The sequence below is a fragment of the Alteromonas alvinellae genome, from assembly GCF_902705805.1.
The window spans coordinates 21,650-39,964 of the sequence record NZ_CACSIH010000223.1 but is presented as its reverse complement, the minus strand read 5'-3'; the positions used below and the strand labels follow the sequence as shown (position 1 = coordinate 39,964).

Annotated in this window: 20 protein-coding genes; 7 read left to right on the top strand and 13 right to left on the bottom strand. The window is 46.2% G+C overall.

Features of this window, described 5'->3' with window-relative positions; all coding sequences use genetic code 11:
• Nucleotides 1-300: 300 nt before the first annotated feature.
• The 8 genes from ACX5KA_RS17535 to ACX5KA_RS17500 form a co-directional block, all read right to left on the bottom strand.
• A complete protein-coding gene (locus tag ACX5KA_RS17535; RefSeq protein WP_458731765.1) occupies nt 301-453 on the bottom strand; it encodes a hypothetical protein in 153 nt (50 codons plus the stop codon).
• A 194-nt stretch (nt 454-647) separates the two neighbouring features.
• Nucleotides 648-842, bottom strand: a complete 195-nt coding sequence (locus tag ACX5KA_RS17530) for a hypothetical protein (protein ID WP_039222921.1) — start codon at nt 840-842, stop codon at nt 648-650.
• Between the two features lie 65 nt (nt 843-907).
• Nucleotides 908-1,063: a hypothetical protein gene (locus ACX5KA_RS17525; RefSeq protein ID WP_156964787.1), complete on the bottom strand. Its 156-nt coding sequence runs from the start codon at nt 1,061-1,063 to the stop codon at nt 908-910.
• 11 nt (nt 1,064-1,074) lie between these two features.
• The gene (locus ACX5KA_RS17520) at nt 1,075-1,245 is read right to left on the bottom strand and encodes a hypothetical protein (RefSeq protein ID WP_156964788.1); all 171 of its coding nucleotides are present in this window, start codon (nt 1,243-1,245) and stop codon (nt 1,075-1,077) included.
• A gap of 295 nt (nt 1,246-1,540) precedes the next feature.
• Nucleotides 1,541-2,107, bottom strand: coding sequence for an NADPH-dependent FMN reductase (locus tag ACX5KA_RS17515; protein ID WP_458731764.1), 567 nt, complete (start codon nt 2,105-2,107; stop codon nt 1,541-1,543).
• Between the two features lie 202 nt (nt 2,108-2,309).
• On the bottom strand, nt 2,310-4,040 hold the full coding sequence (gene argS, locus ACX5KA_RS17510; protein ID WP_039222925.1) for an arginine--tRNA ligase: 1,731 nt from the start codon (nt 4,038-4,040) through the stop codon (nt 2,310-2,312).
• A gap of 33 nt (nt 4,041-4,073) precedes the next feature.
• Nucleotides 4,074-5,663 (bottom strand): peptide chain release factor 3, encoded by a 1,590-nt coding sequence (gene prfC, locus ACX5KA_RS17505; RefSeq protein ID WP_458731763.1) that lies wholly within the window; start codon nt 5,661-5,663, stop codon nt 4,074-4,076.
• A gap of 256 nt (nt 5,664-5,919) precedes the next feature.
• Nucleotides 5,920-6,567, bottom strand: a complete 648-nt coding sequence (locus ACX5KA_RS17500; protein ID WP_000854920.1) for a LexA family protein — start codon at nt 6,565-6,567, stop codon at nt 5,920-5,922.
• A 117-nt stretch (nt 6,568-6,684) separates the two neighbouring features.
• On the opposite strand from ACX5KA_RS17500, the gene ACX5KA_RS17495 reads away from it, so the two are divergent.
• Genes ACX5KA_RS17495 through eexS form a run of 7 tightly spaced genes read left to right on the top strand, consistent with a single transcriptional unit; the run spans nt 6,685 to nt 10,360 of the window.
• Nucleotides 6,685-6,936 carry a helix-turn-helix domain-containing protein gene (locus ACX5KA_RS17495; RefSeq protein ID WP_024023015.1) on the top strand — a complete coding sequence of 84 codons (252 nt, stop codon included), beginning with the start codon at nt 6,685-6,687 and terminating at the stop codon, nt 6,934-6,936.
• A 55-nt stretch (nt 6,937-6,991) separates the two neighbouring features.
• Nucleotides 6,992-7,861: a hypothetical protein gene (locus ACX5KA_RS17490; protein ID WP_024023016.1), complete on the top strand. Its 870-nt coding sequence runs from the start codon at nt 6,992-6,994 to the stop codon at nt 7,859-7,861.
• Nucleotides 7,848-8,510 carry a DUF6475 domain-containing protein gene (locus ACX5KA_RS17485; RefSeq protein ID WP_007105460.1) on the top strand — a complete coding sequence of 221 codons (663 nt, stop codon included), beginning with the start codon at nt 7,848-7,850 and terminating at the stop codon, nt 8,508-8,510. The genes ACX5KA_RS17490 and ACX5KA_RS17485 overlap by 14 nt, the downstream gene beginning before the upstream one ends.
• Nucleotides 8,497-9,045, top strand: a complete 549-nt coding sequence (locus ACX5KA_RS17480; RefSeq protein WP_024023017.1) for a lytic transglycosylase domain-containing protein — start codon at nt 8,497-8,499, stop codon at nt 9,043-9,045. The genes ACX5KA_RS17485 and ACX5KA_RS17480 overlap by 14 nt, the downstream gene beginning before the upstream one ends.
• Nucleotides 9,042-9,341, top strand: a complete 300-nt coding sequence (locus tag ACX5KA_RS17475) for a flagellar transcriptional regulator FlhD (protein WP_000210563.1) — start codon at nt 9,042-9,044, stop codon at nt 9,339-9,341. Before ACX5KA_RS17480 ends, ACX5KA_RS17475 begins: the two co-directional genes overlap by 4 nt.
• Nucleotides 9,338-9,871, top strand: coding sequence for a FlhC family transcriptional regulator (locus ACX5KA_RS17470; RefSeq protein WP_000566753.1), 534 nt, complete (start codon nt 9,338-9,340; stop codon nt 9,869-9,871). Before ACX5KA_RS17475 ends, ACX5KA_RS17470 begins: the two co-directional genes overlap by 4 nt.
• A gap of 57 nt (nt 9,872-9,928) precedes the next feature.
• Entirely contained in the window at nt 9,929-10,360 is a 432-nt protein-coding gene (gene eexS / locus ACX5KA_RS17465; RefSeq protein WP_024023018.1) for an entry exclusion protein EexS, read from the top strand.
• A gap of 32 nt (nt 10,361-10,392) precedes the next feature.
• Here eexS and ACX5KA_RS17460 read toward each other — a convergent pair whose 3' ends face one another.
• The 5 genes from ACX5KA_RS17460 to ACX5KA_RS17440 all read right to left on the bottom strand — a co-directional run bounded on the left by ACX5KA_RS17460 (nt 10,393) and on the right by ACX5KA_RS17440 (nt 18,261).
• Complete coding sequence (locus tag ACX5KA_RS17460) at nt 10,393-13,962, bottom strand: conjugal transfer protein TraG N-terminal domain-containing protein (RefSeq protein WP_458731762.1); 3,570 nt, start codon at nt 13,960-13,962, stop codon at nt 10,393-10,395.
• 3 nt (nt 13,963-13,965) lie between these two features.
• A complete protein-coding gene (locus tag ACX5KA_RS17455) occupies nt 13,966-15,354 on the bottom strand; it encodes a conjugal transfer protein TraH (RefSeq protein ID WP_024023020.1) in 1,389 nt (462 codons plus the stop codon).
• Between the two features lie 2 nt (nt 15,355-15,356).
• Nucleotides 15,357-16,301: a thioredoxin family protein gene (locus ACX5KA_RS17450; protein WP_024023021.1), complete on the bottom strand. Its 945-nt coding sequence runs from the start codon at nt 16,299-16,301 to the stop codon at nt 15,357-15,359.
• A gap of 92 nt (nt 16,302-16,393) precedes the next feature.
• Nucleotides 16,394-17,098 (bottom strand): hypothetical protein, encoded by a 705-nt coding sequence (locus tag ACX5KA_RS17445; RefSeq protein ID WP_024023022.1) that lies wholly within the window; start codon nt 17,096-17,098, stop codon nt 16,394-16,396.
• 89 nt (nt 17,099-17,187) lie between these two features.
• Nucleotides 17,188-18,261: a DUF7146 domain-containing protein gene (locus ACX5KA_RS17440; protein ID WP_024023024.1), complete on the bottom strand. Its 1,074-nt coding sequence runs from the start codon at nt 18,259-18,261 to the stop codon at nt 17,188-17,190.
• Nucleotides 18,262-18,315 lie beyond the last annotated feature (54 nt).

Genomic DNA, 18,315 nt, shown 5'->3' with positions numbered 1-18,315 from the left:
CAGGCGACAACTACCTTGAAAAACGCCGGTTTTGCAATTGAGGAGGAAATGAACAAAGAGGAAATGATCAACGTTCCCAACGATAGATATATCGCTAAAGAGAAAAAGAAAATGACTCGGGTCTGCGCTAACATCAATAAATGAGAACCTAAAAGTATGTTTTATCGTTTACTTGTTCAAAGTATGTTTGATATTAAATCAAAAAATGCGGATTACAATTGTACTTTAGGCAGGAGACTGAGGGAGTGTCGAATATAAAAAAAACTACCATTTGATATTAGATTAAGAAAACTAAGACAGTTATCCTGCCAACTCAGTGGTTTCTTTCCCTAAGTTTTTTAAGCTGCTTAGTAGTTTTTCATCTGTAATTACGCCATCTTCCATGAGCGTATTAATCTTAGCAATAGCTTTTTGGTTTGGCAGCACCATAGTACCGAGATTTTTAAGTAACATGCGCAGTACCGCCTTCAGACGCAGCCATAATTCCAGTCACTGAGTTGGTAGTTTGGCTAGCCACCTGGAAACTTAGCGCGGCGTAAAATAGATAAAAATTGGCTAGGAAATATGACAAAAAAGCCGCTCTCGATTTAGCGGCTTTCTTCAGCACGGGGCACCAAGTTAATGTAAAGGGTTCGAAACATAACACGTTAAATAATATCGTCTGCACTCGATGTTTTTACACTTGTAAGCTTTTGAAGAATTGCGAGTAAAAGTAAGTTTTGAAACTCGGGCTCTGTTAAAAGCGCCCCCCCTTCTTTCGTGATAATACTCTCAAAGAGAGAGATAATATTGATTGCCGCAAGAAACCAAAATGCTACGTGGCTATATTTTTTTTTGTCCATAATTGTTTGCCTTGTCCATATTTACATAAAGTTAAAGGAGCAGACCAAGGCCTGCTCAATCAACACTAAGGAATTTCTGGCTCGTTTGCACCATCGTAGAATCCGTTGCCGAGCCCTCTGCCGAAATCATAGGCCAGATCAACCAAAGTCATATAGGTCAATACACGTCCTAAGTAACCGCCACTACATTGGATTAGTTCTTCTTGACTTAACTCTTCCATAGCATAGTTCCTTAAGGTAGTACGAATTCAGCGACATCGTCTAACCAACGGTTTGACGTCATTACATGGCTGTAGAAATAGCCACCTGCATAGCCAGCACCGTAACCGATACCATACATGATATCGCCAATAATCCCTGCTCCTGCGACGTCATTGAGTTCGTTAATGTTAATTTCTTCCACAATAAAGCTCCTTTTTCAAGTAAAGTAATGTGCAAATGCACTTAGCTAGGCTATGACATCAAGACACTATTGACGACTGGCCATGGGGTCGGTTTTTATGCCGTATTGTGAACTAAACTTGTTTTTCTAAGGTTGGCAATGAAGGGGCTTGATGGTGCTATTTGTGTGTCGTGTTAGATATCGCCCATTTAATCGAGGCAATTTCAAAAATATATTTATTTAGCATGGATACAAAAACTGCGGCATGCAAAGCTAGAGTGCCGACGGCTTTCTCTAGCTACCCTGCTCCTATATCTTAAGCTAGCTTATCAGCCAACTCAGCGGTTTCTTTACCCAAATTTTTAAGCTGCTTAATGGTTTTCTCGTCCGTTATTACGCCGCCTTCCATAAGCGTATTTACCTTCGCGATAGCTTTTTGGTTCGGCAATACCATAGTACCTAGATTTTCAAGCAACATTCTTAGTACCACCAGCACGCGCATGCCGCCTAGCCCACCAGCAGACGCAGCCATAATACCAGCTACTTTACCGCGATAGGCTTGTAATGGCTTTTCGCCTTCCCCCATGCGCGATGCCCAGTCAATGGCATTCTTTAGCAATGCTGGATAGCTTGAGTTGTATTCTGGCGAGGCAATAAGAAAACCATCATGGCTCATTAGCAACTCTTTGAACGCCCGTGCTTTTTCAGGCATGCCAAACTCGGCTTCCTCATCTTCATTAAACAACGGCATTTGAAAGTCGGCTAGGTCTATAACGGTAACCTCTGCTCCAGCTTCACGTGCGCCTTCGGCTGCAACTTTCATAATAGCTTGGTTGAATGAACCTTTACGGGTACTGCCTGCAAATGCAAGGATCTTAGTCATTTGAGTTTCCTGTCGTTAATTTGAGTCGTCTTTATCGTTTACTTTATAAGAATTTATTACGCCATCGGTTCTAATCGAGAAGTAAGGATTATGATTAGCGCAAACGGACAATGTATTTTTGACGTTCTTTATTTTGCATAAAAAAAGGCTGACAATCATTGTCAGCCTTTTCAATATCAATAACTATGTTGTACCGCGAACACTACATTTTTTCTAGTGTTTCAATACCAAGTAGGGTTAATCCTTTCTCTAGCGTCTTGGCAACCAAAGCTGACAAGGCTAAACGACTATCACGCACCGCTGGCTCAATACCATCTTTTAGCATTGGGCAGGCTTCGTAGAATGACATAAATGCCGAAGCTACGTCATAGAGGTAAGTACACAGTACATGAGGCGTGGCTTCACGAGATACTGTACCAATCACCTCTTCAAACTGCATAAGTAATACAGCTAGCGCGTGCTCTTGTTTCTCAGCAATATTGATATCTACTGGCATGGTGGCCATATCCACACCCGCTTTTCTGAACAAGCTTTTCACACGGGTATAGGCGTACTGAAGGTAAGGCGCGGTGTTACCTTCAAAGCTTAGCATGGAGTCCCAGTTAAACATGTAATCAGTTGTGCGGTTTTTAGACAGGTCAGCGTATTTCACAGCGCCAATACCCACCTTGTGAGCGACTTCTTTAAGCTCGTCTTCGCTTAAATCGTTGTCACGCTCTGCGATAAGTTTACCCGCACGCTCAACGGCTTCATCAAGCAATTCGACCAGTTTAACCGTACCGCCAGTACGGGTTTTAAATGGCTTACCGTCACTGCCTAGCATCATTCCAAATGGACAATGCTCGTAAGTTTGCTCTTCTTTCATAAAGCCCGCTTTACGGCCCACAATTTCAGTTTGTTTGAAATGCAGCGCCTGGCGAGCGTCAGTAAGAATCAGCGTACGGTCAGCGTTTAACTTGCCGCTGCGATAGCGCATTGCCGCAAGGTCTGTCGTTGCGTATAAATAGCCGCCACCCGACTTTTGAACGATGTAAACCGCAGGATTACCTTCTTTATCAGCAAGCTCAGGTATAAATACTACCTGCGCACCTTGGTCTTCTACTGCAAGGCCTTTCGCTTTAAGATCGCTGATTACGTTGGCTAAATCGTCGTTATAAGCCGACTCACCCATAATATCTTTACGGGTCAGGCTTACGTTTAGCTTGTCGTACACTTCTTCTGAGTGAGCAATAGACACGTCAATGAACTTTTCCCAAAGCGCCAGACACTGAGCGTCACCACCCTGCAGCTTAACTACGTATTCACGGGCGCGGTCGGCAAAACCTTCTTCTTCGTCAAAGCGAACTTTGGCTTCGCGGTAAAAGTCTTCAAGATCAGAGAGCGCAGTTTCAGCCACTTCATCTTGTAGCTTGTCTGAAAGGTGCGCAAGCAACATGCCGAACTGTGTGCCCCAGTCGCCCATGTGATTTTGACGAATAACATTGTGGCCCAAGAACTCAAGTACTTTAACCACAGCATCGCCGATGATAGTAGTACGCAGGTGGCCCACGTGCATTTCTTTGGCCAGGTTAGGCGATGAGTAATCAACAACAATGTTTTGTTCTTTTGACTTAGCAATACCTAAACGTGGGTCGGTTAGCGACAACTCACATTGATTAGACAGCCATTCGTCATTTAAATGCACGTTGATAAAACCAGGGCCAGCCACTTCTAGCTTGCTGGCAATATCGTCGAGCTTTACAGTTTCAACAATTTTTTCTGCAATATCGCGCGGCTTTTGCTTAAGCTGCTTGGCTAGCGCCATCGCGCCGTTAAACTGATACTCACCAAATTCAGGTCGAGCGCTGCGCGAAACTGGCACCGGCGCATTTTCTACGCCCATTTCTTGTAGAGCTTCAGTGAAACGGTTAACTAATAGTGCATGTATATTCATAATATATTGTGTCTTTGTTTAATCTTTATTAGCTTAATTTTCGCGCGTATTCTTGAACTGAATATCAGGGTAGCGCTCTTGCGCTAGCTGTAAGTTCACCATAGTAGGTGCGATGTACGTCAAGTTATCGCCGCCATCTAGTGCAAGGTTTTGCTCACCTTTACGGCGGAATTCATCAAGCTTCTTCTCATTGTCAGAGTAAACCCAGCGGGCAGTGCTCACGTTAATATGCTCATAAAGCGCGTCTACGTTGTATTCGGCTTTCAAGCGAGCGACAACTACGTCAAACTGAAGCACACCTACTGCGCCCACAATCAAATCGTTGTTGGCAAGCGGTCTAAACACCTGTACCGCCCCTTCCTCAGAAAGCTGGATCAGCCCTTTAAGCAGCTGCTTTTGCTTAAGCGGATCTTTCAAGCGGATGCGTTTAAATAGCTCAGGCGCAAAGTTTGGAATACCCGTAAAGCGGTAGTTATCGCCTGACGTGAAGGTGTCCCCTATGCGAATGGTACCGTGGTTGTGCAAGCCGATGATATCGCCGGCATAGGCTTCTTCTAGCAGTGAACGGTCACCAGCCAAGAAGGTCAATGCATCAGAAATACGCACATCTTTACCTAAACGGCTGTTGCGCATTTTCATGCCTTTTTCGTACTTGCCCGAAACAATACGACAAAACGCGATGCGGTCACGGTGTTTCGGGTCCATGTTGGCCTGAATTTTAAATACGAAGCCGCTGAACTTACCATCGGTACTTTCGATAGTCCCTTCTTCGGTTTCGCGGCCAAGTGGCGCAGGTGCCCACTCAACCAAACCGTCAAGCATATGATCAACACCAAAGTTGCCTAATGCTGTACCGAAAAATACTGGCGTTAGCTGGCCTTCCAAGAAAAGATCTTGTTCGAATTCGTTAGATGCACCGCGTACAAGCTCAAGCTCGTCACGCAAGGTTTCAGCTAGGTCACTTCCTACTGCAGTATCTAACTCAGGATTATCTAACCCTTTGATAATGCGCACGTCTTGAATAGTATGACCCTGGCCGCTTTGATACAAAATAGTTTCGTCGCGGTGAAGGTGATATACACCTTTAAAGCTCTTACCACAGCCAATTGGCCAAGTGATTGGTGCACACAGGATATCAAGCTCGGTTTCTACTTCATCGAGCAGTTCCATAGGGTCGCGGATATCGCGGTCAAGCTTGTTCATGAAAGTTACAATCGGCGTATCGCGCAGACGGGTAACTTCCATTAGCTTTCGAGTCCGGTCTTCTACACCTTTTGCGGCGTCGATAACCATAAGGCATGAATCAACGGCTGTTAGCGTACGATAGGTATCTTCAGAGAAGTCTTCGTGTCCGGGAGTATCCAGCAGGTTAACTAAGTGCTCGTTATATGGAAACTGCATGACCGAGGTGGTTACCGAGATCCCACGCTCTTTTTCCATTTCCATCCAGTCAGATTTAGCATGCTGACCTGACTTTTTACCTTTTACGGTACCTGCAGTTTGTAGGGCGCGTCCGAACAACAATACTTTTTCAGTAATGGTGGTTTTACCCGCATCCGGGTGCGAGATGATAGCAAAGGTCCTTCGCTTATTGATTTCATTAAGAAAATCTTGGTTTGCCATGTATAAATTCTTTTAGTTTGTACACGGATTTGTACACACTTTTGGAAGTACTCTCTTTTCAGTTCTTCGCTTGTCAAATCCGTCGTGTTAATCGTAATTGGCCGCTATTTTCGCTGATCTTGACTTTATAAACAATCAATGGTTATCTAATCGGTTACCATTTACTCTCAGCGTGCGCCAGTGCTCAGTTGTAGCTGTTTGCAATCGTTGCTTCTTCAGCTCATGAACAACTGTGGCTAAACCACAAATTCCTTCGCTACCAGAAATCGATGATAGCTTGTCGTACTACACCGATGATGGTGCAGTTGCCGTTGATCGGTATTGCCGGGTATTGCGGGTTCAAAGGTTTTAGATACTTCTGTTCACCATCAATAACCAACTGCTTAAAGGTTGCTTCTTTCGAATCATCCAAACGCGCAACAACCAATGAACCTGAAGAGTAAGGTAACTCAGGATCAACAACGATCACTGCTCCCTCAGGTATGGATTTTTTTCCGCTTGGATTTTCCATACTGTCGCCTTTTACGCGAAGTGCGAAACAACCCTCATGTGCTTTCCCAGTGACTTCACGCCACTCCTCAGCATCTTCATGGGCAAATCCCTCCGCTATTTCAGTCCAATCACCGGCCTGAACCCAGTTAATGAGAGGAATTCTTCCCTTAATATCAGGCCCGACTTCTACATTACCGACCCCCAAGCCAATCTCGCCATCACCTGTGGCGAGCCAATGAGCATTCACGCGAAGCGCCTCCGCGATCTGCATGGTGTAACGAGACCTAGCCGATTTACCAGAGCAAATCTGGCTGATCGACTGCTGTTTAATACCAATGCGACGAGCCAACTCAGACTGAGTCACCCCAGTAAGCTGCAAGGCATGGTTTAGTCGTTCGGATAAAGTTTTCATAAGCCCGTATTCTACAAATAAAACTGTAGCCTTTCAACAATTTTAACTGTTGACTTATCTACAGTTTAAACTGTAACATTCAATCTTGTAACAGTTTTTATTGTAACAGGAGACGGTATGGAAGTGTTCAACATGACACAAAAACATCTCCGCCGTGCCATTGACTTGGTCGGCGGGCAATCAGCATTAGCACGAGCCATCAACTCAAAGCAGCAAAACGTCTGGTTTTGGTTGAATAAATCAGGGCGTGTTCCCGCTGAATTCGTTTTACCCATCGAACAAGCTACGCAAGGACAGGTAACCCGATCTCAGTTAAGACCGGACATCTATCCCGAATGCCCAAGCGAGCTGAAAGCCAGTAACCAGTAGGATTAAGGGCAAATAATGGTCAGCATTTTACGTAAACACAAAAGCGAGTTCCTCCATGCGTGATTATGGCAAGGTCTATACCCGCTTTTGGCTAAAGCAAAATGTTTTGTCCTGGAGTGACTCAGCGAAGTTGCTAGGACTGTATTTGCTTACATGCCCACATTGTAATTTGCTTGGCTGCTTTCGACTGCCGATTGGTTACGTTGCTTCTGACTTGAACTGGGATGAGCAACAGGTTGCCAAGACGTTAAGTGAGTTAGAACAAGATCAGTTCCTGATTCGTTGCGAGGCATCTGGTTGGACTTTGATTCGAAGCTTTCTGAAGCACAACCCAATCGAAAACCCAAACCAAGGTAAGGCAGCCTTTCGGTTGCTTAAAGATGTACCTGCCGACTTCATTGGTATGGCATCGCTTTTGAAATCTCTTGCCGCTTTTCAAGCTCGGCTACCAGAAGAATTTTCATCATTGTTTATGCCTGATGGCAACCCGGTAAGGGACTCTCAACGGTCGGATGACTCTGAGAGAAGCAATAAACCAACAGTTAAAACTGTTGACCACATACAGTTTGAAGACTTCTGGGATGTACAAATACGCAAAGAAAAAAAAGCGAAAGCCAAAGAAGAATGGCTACGCATGGGCCTCAATGAAGACCATGAACTCGCCTTGGAAGTGCTAACACGCTGGAAAGAGCAACGAGACAACCGATTGCAGTATCAAGATCGGACTAAGACCCCTATCCCACATAACTGGCTTTTAAACCGGCAATGGGAAGACGAGTACGTTCGCATTGATGAAGTACAGCAATCATCGACGAGCCTAAAGGGCAGCAATCACCAATTGAATATTGAAGAAAGCAATCGCCGCATTGCTGAAAGCTGGGCCGGACCAGGTATTCGGGAGGTTCGTTCAAGTGCAAGAGGTTGATAAACGCGAGTTTGCTGAAGTCTGGGGAGCAGCTTGGGCCATGTATGGCAAAAGCGTATCACCGCAATTGCTATCCATCGCATTTGAAGCCCTTCGTGCTTACAGCATTGAAGAAGTGCGAATCGGTCTGACTCGGCATATTCAATCACCGGATACTGGGCAATTTTTTCCAAAGCCCGCTGACGTCATCAAGCATATCGATGGCAACTCGGGTTCAAGAGCCATGGTTGCTTGGAACAAAGTTGACAAGGCAGTTCGTCAGGTTGGCGCTTGGACATCCGTGATGTTTGACGATGCACTTATCCACCGCGTGATTTCAGACATGGGGGGATGGGTTGAACTCTGCAAAGTTGATGACAGGGAATACCCATTTAAGCAAAAAGAGTTTTTAACACGCTACCAGGCTTACTTGTTGCGGGACGAAGTGGGTGAATACCCAAGGCTATTACAAGGTATTGCAGACCATCAGAACCAGCAAAAAGGATTTGATATGCAAGCGCCTGTTGCCGTAGGCGACTGGTCAAAAGCGGCACAAGTTTATACGAGAGGCATCGCCGACTTTAGCGCAGTGCCATTAAAAAGAATAAGCCCGAAAGCCATTCAGGCGCTTCTCGGAAATCAATTAGAGGACAAAAATGAAAACGATTAAAGCAAAAACCATTGCCCTAGTGATAGCCATGTCCGCAAGCACTTCAGTCTATGCGTTTCCGGGCTATCAGTGGGAAAAAGCAGCACAAAGCGTTGGTATTGATCCTGTCATGCTCTACGCCGTTGCCTTGGCTGAGTCCGCCTCACATCGTGGTCTCAACATGACCAGTCCATGGCCATACGCAATTCGCAATGGTTCAAACGCAACCTACGCCAAATCTAAGACAGAAGCGGAGCAACTGTTAAACCAGGCACTTCAAGAGAGTGAAAAATACCAGCTCGATATTGGCCTAATGCAAATCAATTTGCATTGGCATGGGCATCGGGTGAGCTCACCGGCGGAACTGCTAGACCCCATCACCAACCTTACCGTCGGCTCAAGTATTTTGGCCGAAGCAATCAAGTCTTCACCAAACGATTTAGAGCTTGGCATAGGCCGCTATCACAGTTGGAACGAAGAGCGTGCACGCTGGTATGGGCAAAGAGTGCTTTCTATCTATCGCAATATTTTACATGAACTGGAGGTCCGTCAATGACAACCAATCAACAAGACTTCTATCAATTAAATTTGGCGTACCTGCACGCAGCACGCGAATTGGCGCGCATTGATCCGCAAGAGGCCGTCTTGCGCTTTGGACTTACACGCGACGTGGTTGATGCTCTGATTAATGCTGGTGTTGACGACCTGCAACGAGTGGCGACCTCATCATTCATGCTGTTTCAACCAAGGGGTAACCAAAGCCAACTGATTGAGATGGTGAAGAGCAAAGGCACAGGTATCCCAAGAATCGCTTATTTATTATCAACCCTAAACAACAAGGGGGATGCATGATTGATAACCTGTCCAAAAGTGAGCTGTTTACCCGAGCCTCGCTACTTATTAAATACGGATTTCGAACAACCATAATCGCGCTCGATACTGGTTTGCCAATCCACATTATCAGAAGGCTTCACAAAGAAGTGACTGGCAAGTCACCTTGTCCTGGTCAATTGCCAGAATCTGATGCCATTGTTAAAAGCAGAAGAGCATTAGTTGAAGGCTCTCTACTGATGGCGCTTTATGTCAATATTGGTGGTGATAATGTCTACAAGCAATTAAATATCGATGCTTTGATGAAGGCTTACGATGCGTACTTGGTTGCAAGAGAAGAAGCAGATCTTCCAGCTGAGATCCCCTGGAAAAAACTGACCATCAATGAAGGTTGGGTTCTAGCTCGTGATTTAAGATCACAGCTTGCATCCTTACACCGGTGTCGATGCGGTAGTCTTTATTTGACGGTATCTCAACAGCGCATTCAGCTTAAATGTCCTGTGTGTGAGATTATGGCCGAGCAAACCACTAGAGCACTTTTTGAGAACTAACATGCTGATGCATGATTTGATTGTGCACCGCCCGTGCACTTTGAGAGAACTAAGAAGATGGCAAACTTACTTAAATCTTTACCAGCACGCTGCTGGGTTATATCACTGGGGCTTTTTCTGGCGACTTTGGCTGCGGCTCACTTTTTTCCATCAGAAATATTAACAGCATCAGCCAAGTTAGCGGCTTTACCATTTCTGTTCTGCACCGTCGTTTTTTTCGGCTACTTGGGATTCAAAGCGACCTGTAACCCCATCGGCCTAATAGCCATCATCACGATGCTTTTAGCAATCGCATATTGGCAAGCGAGTTGGACAATTGTTGGTTTGGGACTCTTTTTCATAGCTATTTGTACTGGAATTAGATTCTTGAGTAGCCAAGTTAAAGATTCGGGTAGAACTTTGAGCATTGAAGAAAAATGGTATTGGTATAAGCTCCATTCGTTTTTTGATGGCTTTTATCCAAGGTATCCCAAAAAGCCAAAAAAATAGCCAGCCCACCACAAGCTGGCTACCTTCTATTTTCAGTTCCTTCCTGATGCCTGGTTATAAGCCCTAATATCGATCAAGTTGTTCTGAGCATAATCTCCCGCTAGCGATGCATTTGAGATCACCGCTATCTGCTTATCCACAAATGCTTTATCTTCTTCGGACACACTGTCAGGGATGTAAGCGCCACTCTCATCCTTTTGACGATACTCATTTAGCATTTGCTCCCTTAGACCAAGCATTTCAGGCGACCAACTCGATGAGTCTTCAGAATTGAAAACGCGCCCCGCCAAACCTTCATTGAAAGCTTGAGCGAAAACTTGACTTTGAATCGGGGTCAATCCCATTCTCTGCCCTTCGCTGTATGCTTCCTGTTTAAAATCATCAGCATACTGCTCTAGAAACTCACCATATCGATTGTTAACTGCCGCACCGAATGCCCCCGCCAACATGGCTTCAGACTTAGTGCCCCAGTTTACTTCGGAGGCATACTGCGAACTCGATCCACTGTATGCATCATTAAACGCCGTCAATGGGTTTTCCAAAGAGGTTCCTGCATCAACGGCGGCTTTTAAGCCATCCCAGGTTGATTTGCTGGCCACAGTAGCGTTGTGCAAGAAACCTCGTGAGCCAGGATCTTCAAGCGCTTGTTCTTTGTAACTCTCATAGTCTTCGCCAAAGTGATTCAGGGTATGCAGAGCTGCATCAGTATGCTTGCCACTGAAATCATCGATAGCACTGGCGCTGTTGAAGAACATTTCAGCACCTGAGACTCCGCTATCATCAGCCATAATGCGAGATCGCCACTGAGAGCCAGCTTCACTGTTTAGTCCAGATTGATAGGTACTTGTGTCAGAAGCTACGGCCTGCTGGGCTTGTTGCTGATGCGCATTCAGCTGTCCATCTACACCAGAAAGATTGGTTTGGTAAGCAGATTGAGCCGAATTGAACTGCGTTTGAACTCTTGCAGCACCCTCATAGCCTCCCAGAACACCGGATTCAACTTGGCTTTGAGTGCCACCAAAAGTAGGTGCCGTTGATGACAAGCCTTCATTAGAGCGTGGCTGAATTGATCGTAAATCGGCTCCGGTAGCCATGGCCATAACAGTCATTGCTGCTTGATAGTCATTGTCTCGTTCAGCGGGCGTCGAGGAGTTGCTATAGGTTAAAGACTCCATAGCTGCGGCCACATACGCCTGATTATCATCAGGTAGCAAGCGCTGATACATTGGAAGGTTTTCACGTAATCGGTTACCTGCTTCAACATGCTGGTTCATATAGCGACCTAAATAATCCATGACTTCAGGATTATCCGCTGCTAATCGAGTTAACGTCGCACCATCCGTGTTCCTTTGTCCTGATAGACTGTAGCTGGCCTGATCAAGCTCACTAAAGCGGTTTGATGCCGTGATAACGTCTTGTGCTGAACTCTGAAGTGACTGATAGTCTTGATTAGACAACGACATCTCAACGCCAGAGCGTCTTGAATCTGAAAGGTCCTTAACCATCGCATCGCGAAACTCAGCACGTCGTGAATCACTCGATGCCAAGCTTTGCATCTCCCCAGTGAGCGTATTTGCGGTCGTAGACCGAGAACTGCCTTCTGACGACTCAACTTGGCCACTAAAGTTACCACCTAGATCCAACCCAGCTCGTACCCTTGATAGTTTTGGTACACGAGATGAATCTGGCTTATCCATTCCTGGCAAGTTGCCCTGTGGAGAATCATTGCCGCCCGTACCAAGAAGCCTTCCAAGAAAACCCTTATCAGCAACTTCTTTCTCACCGGGATTAGTAATAGTTCCATCGCCACCGACCCTTAGGCCTCCCGATAACACGCCAGATACCAAGCCACGTACAGCATCTTTTTTATCGTCTCCGAAACCATACCGTGTTTGCAGGTCATCAGTAACCTGATTAACAACGGCGCTAGATGCGGAATTAGAAGAACCGATCTGACGTCCAACTGAAGACAGGTTGTCGTAACTTAGCTTTTCACCAAAGGTTCGACTCATGGTATTGCCAACCTGACGGCTAAAGGCTTGAGTTGCCTGAGTCATGGATTCTTTTGCAGAGCCGACCATTGAACCCACCGCATTTCCGACAGAGAAACTGCTAAGTAGGTTTGACGCGCCGGTCATAGCAGAACCAGTGAGGGCTGAATTTTGGAACATTGACTGTGATTGCATCACCGGGGCATTTTTCGCGACATCTGGACTTGCCATCTTTTCATCAATGGCATCACCGTTTTGAAGACGTCCAGCCAAGTGGGTTGCAGTTATTGCTGAGCCATACACGAGCATGAGCGAAATTGCCGGAACACTCGACGCCAACATGCCGCCAGTAGCTATCCAGGTTTGCAGCACTGAATCCATCTGCATCATCCCAGCAAAAGATGGCACTTCTGTACCTGCAAAGGCATCAAGAGCCGACATTTTCCCTGCAACGGTTAAATGAATATACAGGTTAATGATAGCCATGACAGGCATCCAAAGTTGAATCCAAAGCAGGATTAACAAGTACTTCCCAGCCATTCGCATCCCGATTTGGCCAAGGGCTATCACAAAGGCCATCAAAGGGGTGATGGCGTAAATGAAACCCTCAAAAAACGTCATCATCGGACGAACGATACTTTGGAAAAGAGTCTGCTCCGCCGCCCATTGTGTATTGCGCTGTTCAATCGCTTGATTAACCATAACGGCGGCGGTGAAAGCTTGATCATCCATATACTTGCCCGTCACGCTTTGCTCATAAATAGGCAAAAGCACTGACGCGGTCATGTACTCTTGGGTGTTAACCGAAGCCAAACCAAGGTTATTCAGTGCATTTCGGATCACGTCATCAGTGTCAGTGGCTGACGAAGTCCCCAATGAGGCTGACAGAACCTGTTTAAGCCTCGGAATGAAGGTTGATTCTGTCATGAGTTTCAGTTGGCTATAGGCATCGGTGCAGTCCAGATCGCTACTGCTACCACTGAGCATGATGCGTGTGCCATATATGCGCGAATCAAACCTAATCGCAGTCATCGGGTTAGGATCACTCAGCACCTGATCTAGGTTCTTTTGGCCGATGTCGATGCCAATCAAGGTGCATTCTTTGATGTAGTTAAACCACGATTGCTCGATATCTGAGCCACCGACACGATTTGCATCACCCAACCCCGAGCGATCCATCACCTGTTTTCTCACTTTAATCAGTGACTGTAAACTGGATGCAAAGCCGTATTCCGTCATGGCGGGAGTTGAGAACGCCGTTTCAAACAATCGCGTGATTTGAAAGCCGACAGTTGAAATCGTACTGCCTGCGGCAGCAACACCGATGGGCACATTATCAACCACTCGAACTTGTCCCGTGTACGCATCCTCAATGCTCACTCGGGTACTGGGTCCAAACATGGTTGCAAAGACTAACCATGAGACTAAAACGTGTTGAAAGTTAATGCCACGACCGCCTTGCATTAAGGCCTGAACAGAGACCATCAATACCCCAATGAGCAAGCCAATGCGAACCATTGAAGTAAAGTCGCCTGTACCAGTAATCATCGCGACAGCGTTCAAGACCTGCTCTAAAAATGCCGAATCCCCGATGGAATAGATCTCCCACATGACCTATTCCCCCAGTGCCGTAGATTTAACGGTGTAATAACGCTGTTTGCGAATGGTCTGAATCACCTGGTTAAAATGCGCCAGCAATTCTTGCTCTGAGCCGTATCTTCGCTGCAACGCAGCGTACTCCTCATTGATTTGGCGACGTGCACGTTCAAGGTCTTCCGTTAATAACTTCGCATAGGCATGATCTTCCACACCGGAGGTACTTCTAGCTGCATTGAGCATGTCTTCAACCAATGCTCGCGCCATCTCAACAGCAATAAATGGTGCCGTTCGTGAAGCAAACGACCTAGCGGCCCCTTCATTTAATGCAGAAAGTGTTCGAATCATGCCGCCAATGCTCGCAGGAGCCGATGTCATAAAAGCCTTTTCGGTGGTGCTAGCAGCTCCTGTATTTCGAGCAAACTTAAAAATAATGCCGTTACTGGAACCTGTACCAAGAAGTAAATTTTCTACTTGGGTTGATAACCCCGTCAGGGTCACGTTAGTGATTGTCGGATTCAGACAGCCGTCTTGTGTCACTGTGTCACATCGGTACATAGCGACGTTACCGCCGTGAATTAGATGCTCAATAGTCACTTTATTGCCATTCAGTCTGGTCAGTTTCGGGGCTTTACCTTGGCCATCAGCGGCATTAGCTAGATCACCAACAATGATCGAACCAGTCACCGACATAACTGCTTCAAGAAAACGGTCATCCCCCGATGCAAACCAGCTTGATGCCGAATGACGTTTCAGTGCTCGCCAAACCAAATTACCTTTAATCGTTCTGTTTACATCAGATGCCGCGACACTCGAAGCGTTCTCATATGGGTTCTTACCATTGGACTCACTCCAACTGGTAAAAATGTCCCCAGCCCCTTTAAGTGAGCTCAACATGCTGGCTTCTGTTTGCCCCTTTTTACCAAAAGCAGCCAGGGTATCGTTCACGACTCCCTGAGCCATTTGACAGGAATTACCAAAATACTCGTTCAACTGCTGGATTTTCTTTTGCAGTGTCTCCATGTGCTGAGAGCATTTCTCACACATAGCACTGAGCGCCAATTGGAATGCATACCCCTTGGCGTTTGCAGCAACAGAGCGAAGTAATTGAACAAACTGATCCGCGTTAACAAATGACAAACTTCCCGCGAACATATCAATGCCGCCACAACCGGCTTGGAATGACGGTGGCACCATAGAGACGAGGTTCTCGTTCATGATCCTGTTACGAACAACAACGCTTCCTCCAGATATAACGCCACGCCGCTGACTCTCGAATACACCAGGCGCAGTGGTGTTGGTCATTGAACCAAACAACTGGTTCATCTCCTGTTGCAAGCTTGCTTGGCTCATAGATGAAAAACCAATCGCACAGGCGATTAGCGATACTCGGATTACTTTTTTCATTGTTATAACCCTCCTTGTGCACGCAGATAGCGAACAAGGAACTCAGGGTCCTGTAATATCTTTTCGTTAAGCTCTTGGGCTGACATCGCGAGTGACACGCCGGGTTGAACAGGTCTGGTGGCATAGTAAGTTTGATCGTCAATCCAACCGGCTTGATGGGCTGCGAGAATGATTCGATTATTGAGCTCATCAAGGCTCATTGCGCCTTGTCCAATCGGAGTAATAACGTTAGGCGGGTCAACTAAGAACACGGCAGGGACAGTCGTAACGGACAAGGATTGTGCTTGTCCTGAATCGACTTTGTAATTGGGAAACTCTCCACCGGGTAAAGGCAAGCCATCGACAGCAATAGCAAACACCTCGAACCCATAGTTCAAGGCCATAGATTCGATGATAGGCGCTTGAGCATGGCAATAAGGGCAATCCGAACGATAGAAAAAGAACAAACCAGCCCGCTTCGCTACTTCACCTAAAGCTACATCACGTTGAGCGCCAGCTTCTCGATCCATCCGATTGGCAGCATAGGTCGCCAAGGGTCTGCGACTGATTTCATCCAAAACAGGATCGCCCATGACCACCTGCTGACTAACATCAGCAAACTGTGAGCCCTTATCCATCATGACGCGCTGGAGATACAGATAGGCTCTGACGTTCTCATTCGTCGGCTCATCAATTGCCTTGTCCATGAACGACTGCATGTGCTCACGAAACCAGGCAGCACTGAAAGGCTTTAGCCCGTCCTTAGTGGGCTCCACAACACCAGATTTCGGCTTCATTAGGTCTTCAGACTCGGCTGGCTCGGGAATGACCTGATACCAAAACCAACCTTCCTGACCACGCTGATAGAATTGCCCATCACTAGCATAGGCGGGCAAGATGAATAGAAAGAAAATAATGATTGGGATGGTCACCCATAGGATGAACCAAGGTAACAAAGGCGTTCTCATTGTCAGCTCCAGAAATTTCACAGAGCTAACATGCTAAAGATCCCCGTAAGAGCGATTGGCCAGATAGATGAAGGAATCGTGTGTGTTTCTGACTATCTATTAAACACTGTTACTAACGTAAGTGCTTTGGCTGATGGCACCATCACAAAGTGCATACCAGAGCTCCCATGACACCAAAACTCTGCCTGTACGAAATATTTTTTTGCTTTCTTTGAAGCTATACATTCTGGCAATAAAGATTTTGCCAATTCTGTGCTACACAATTTAGCGCACAAAGCCTTCCAAGGATGCTTAGGTACACCGCCTGAAAGCCGTTCCACAAACCTTTCCAGTGCATGACGAGTCACCACGACAGGCCCAATGTTCGGAACGTTGATGACCTCATCGATTTCTCTCACGGTAGCATTATCGACGCTGTATTCTTCGAAGGAATATGAGAGCCAATCTTCCCGTTTCTCTACCGATATCTGTGCTTCCTGGTATCGAGTGAGCAAAAACCTAGTCAGGCTGTAAAGTGAATGCTGAGTTGAGCGTTGTTTCTGTAACTTTTTGATAGCTCCTTTACTGACCCGGATTTGAAGCCCATTACCGCTTCGGTTACTCCCCATCACCTCTTTCACTGACAGTAGGTGATGAATCGCATAGAGCTCAGCTGCAATTGGCTTTTGCTGCTCAGTTAGCTTGTCGTATTGCTCACCTAAATCGACCTTTAGTTCACCACCTCTTCGAAGGCCGGTCTTCCAGTAAACCGTAAACTCACCATCAATCTGCTTTGTTAACAGGGTTAATACCATCATGTTTGTTTCTCCTATTGGTTATCTATTTTTCATTCTCCATGATTTTTCAAATATGCAAGGCGCAAAAAAAGGGGCCGAAGCCCCTTAGATCAGATATGAACTTTCGGAAAGCCCATGGCTCCGTAAACATTCAGCACATCATTCCAATCCCAACTTTTCACGCCAAGTGACGTTGGTATCGGAGGGATCAGAACTTGTGTCAGAATGCCTTTTTGCCAGGCTTTTTTCTTGAGTTCATTCGCTGCATTCAGGCCGGTCTCAGAGAGATCGTGATCTGCCCAGATGTACAGCATTTTCACATTACTTGGTGGTTCAAACCTAGCCAGTAGCGTTGCATTCACAACCGACCAACATGTCTGTCCCGTAGCTCTGGTAACCGCTAAAGCTGTTTCGATGCCTTCAGAAACACCTAATACCTCACCAGGCTCACCTATCGGAATGGCACCACCAGTGATTGTTCTGTCACTTGGTATCGGCATCATCTTTTTAGGCTTTTCAACCGGCGCTTTGAATCCATCTTCACTTAGGTAGATCCGATGAAACGTGGCCGAACGCCCTTGCTGAGTAACGATTTTACCTAGCAGCGCTGGGTAGCTATCGATAAACAAGCCATCTTCATCATGGTAAGGCAAGTTTGGATGATACCTCAGCACCGAATCCCATTCAGGACGAAGCCGGGTAACAATGCCACGACGATGCATGTAGTTCCAAACTGGTTGCGCACGAGTATCTGCAAGAGAAAACGTTTCTCCCCAGGTTTGATTCAAGCGATGGATAATCGCTTTGTCCTCGTCCTGCTTTCTAGCCTTCCAATCAACTGCGTTACTCGGTATTGGCCGAATAGGCGCTTGTATTTGTCCGGGTTGAATACCAAGAACCTGGCCGATTGCTTCAATAGACTGAGCAAAGTTCCATCCATTAATCCAAGACAACAGTTCAAAACCATCATGAAAGATACCGCAGGTGTTACAAACGCCACCTCCGGTATATTCAGCATCTTTGAATAGCCTAAAGCCATCACGACCGCCATGAACAGGACAAGCCACATGACGGCCCTTTCGAGCAATGGCGGCATCAAGTTCTGGCACCAATACCGCTAATACTTGAAGCCATTGGCCATTAAGATATGGCCTTACTGTTTCAATTTGTAAAGGTAACGCCATATAACCTCCTTAAGTAAAAAGCCGACTCCTACCACTGGTGGTAAAAGTCAGCTT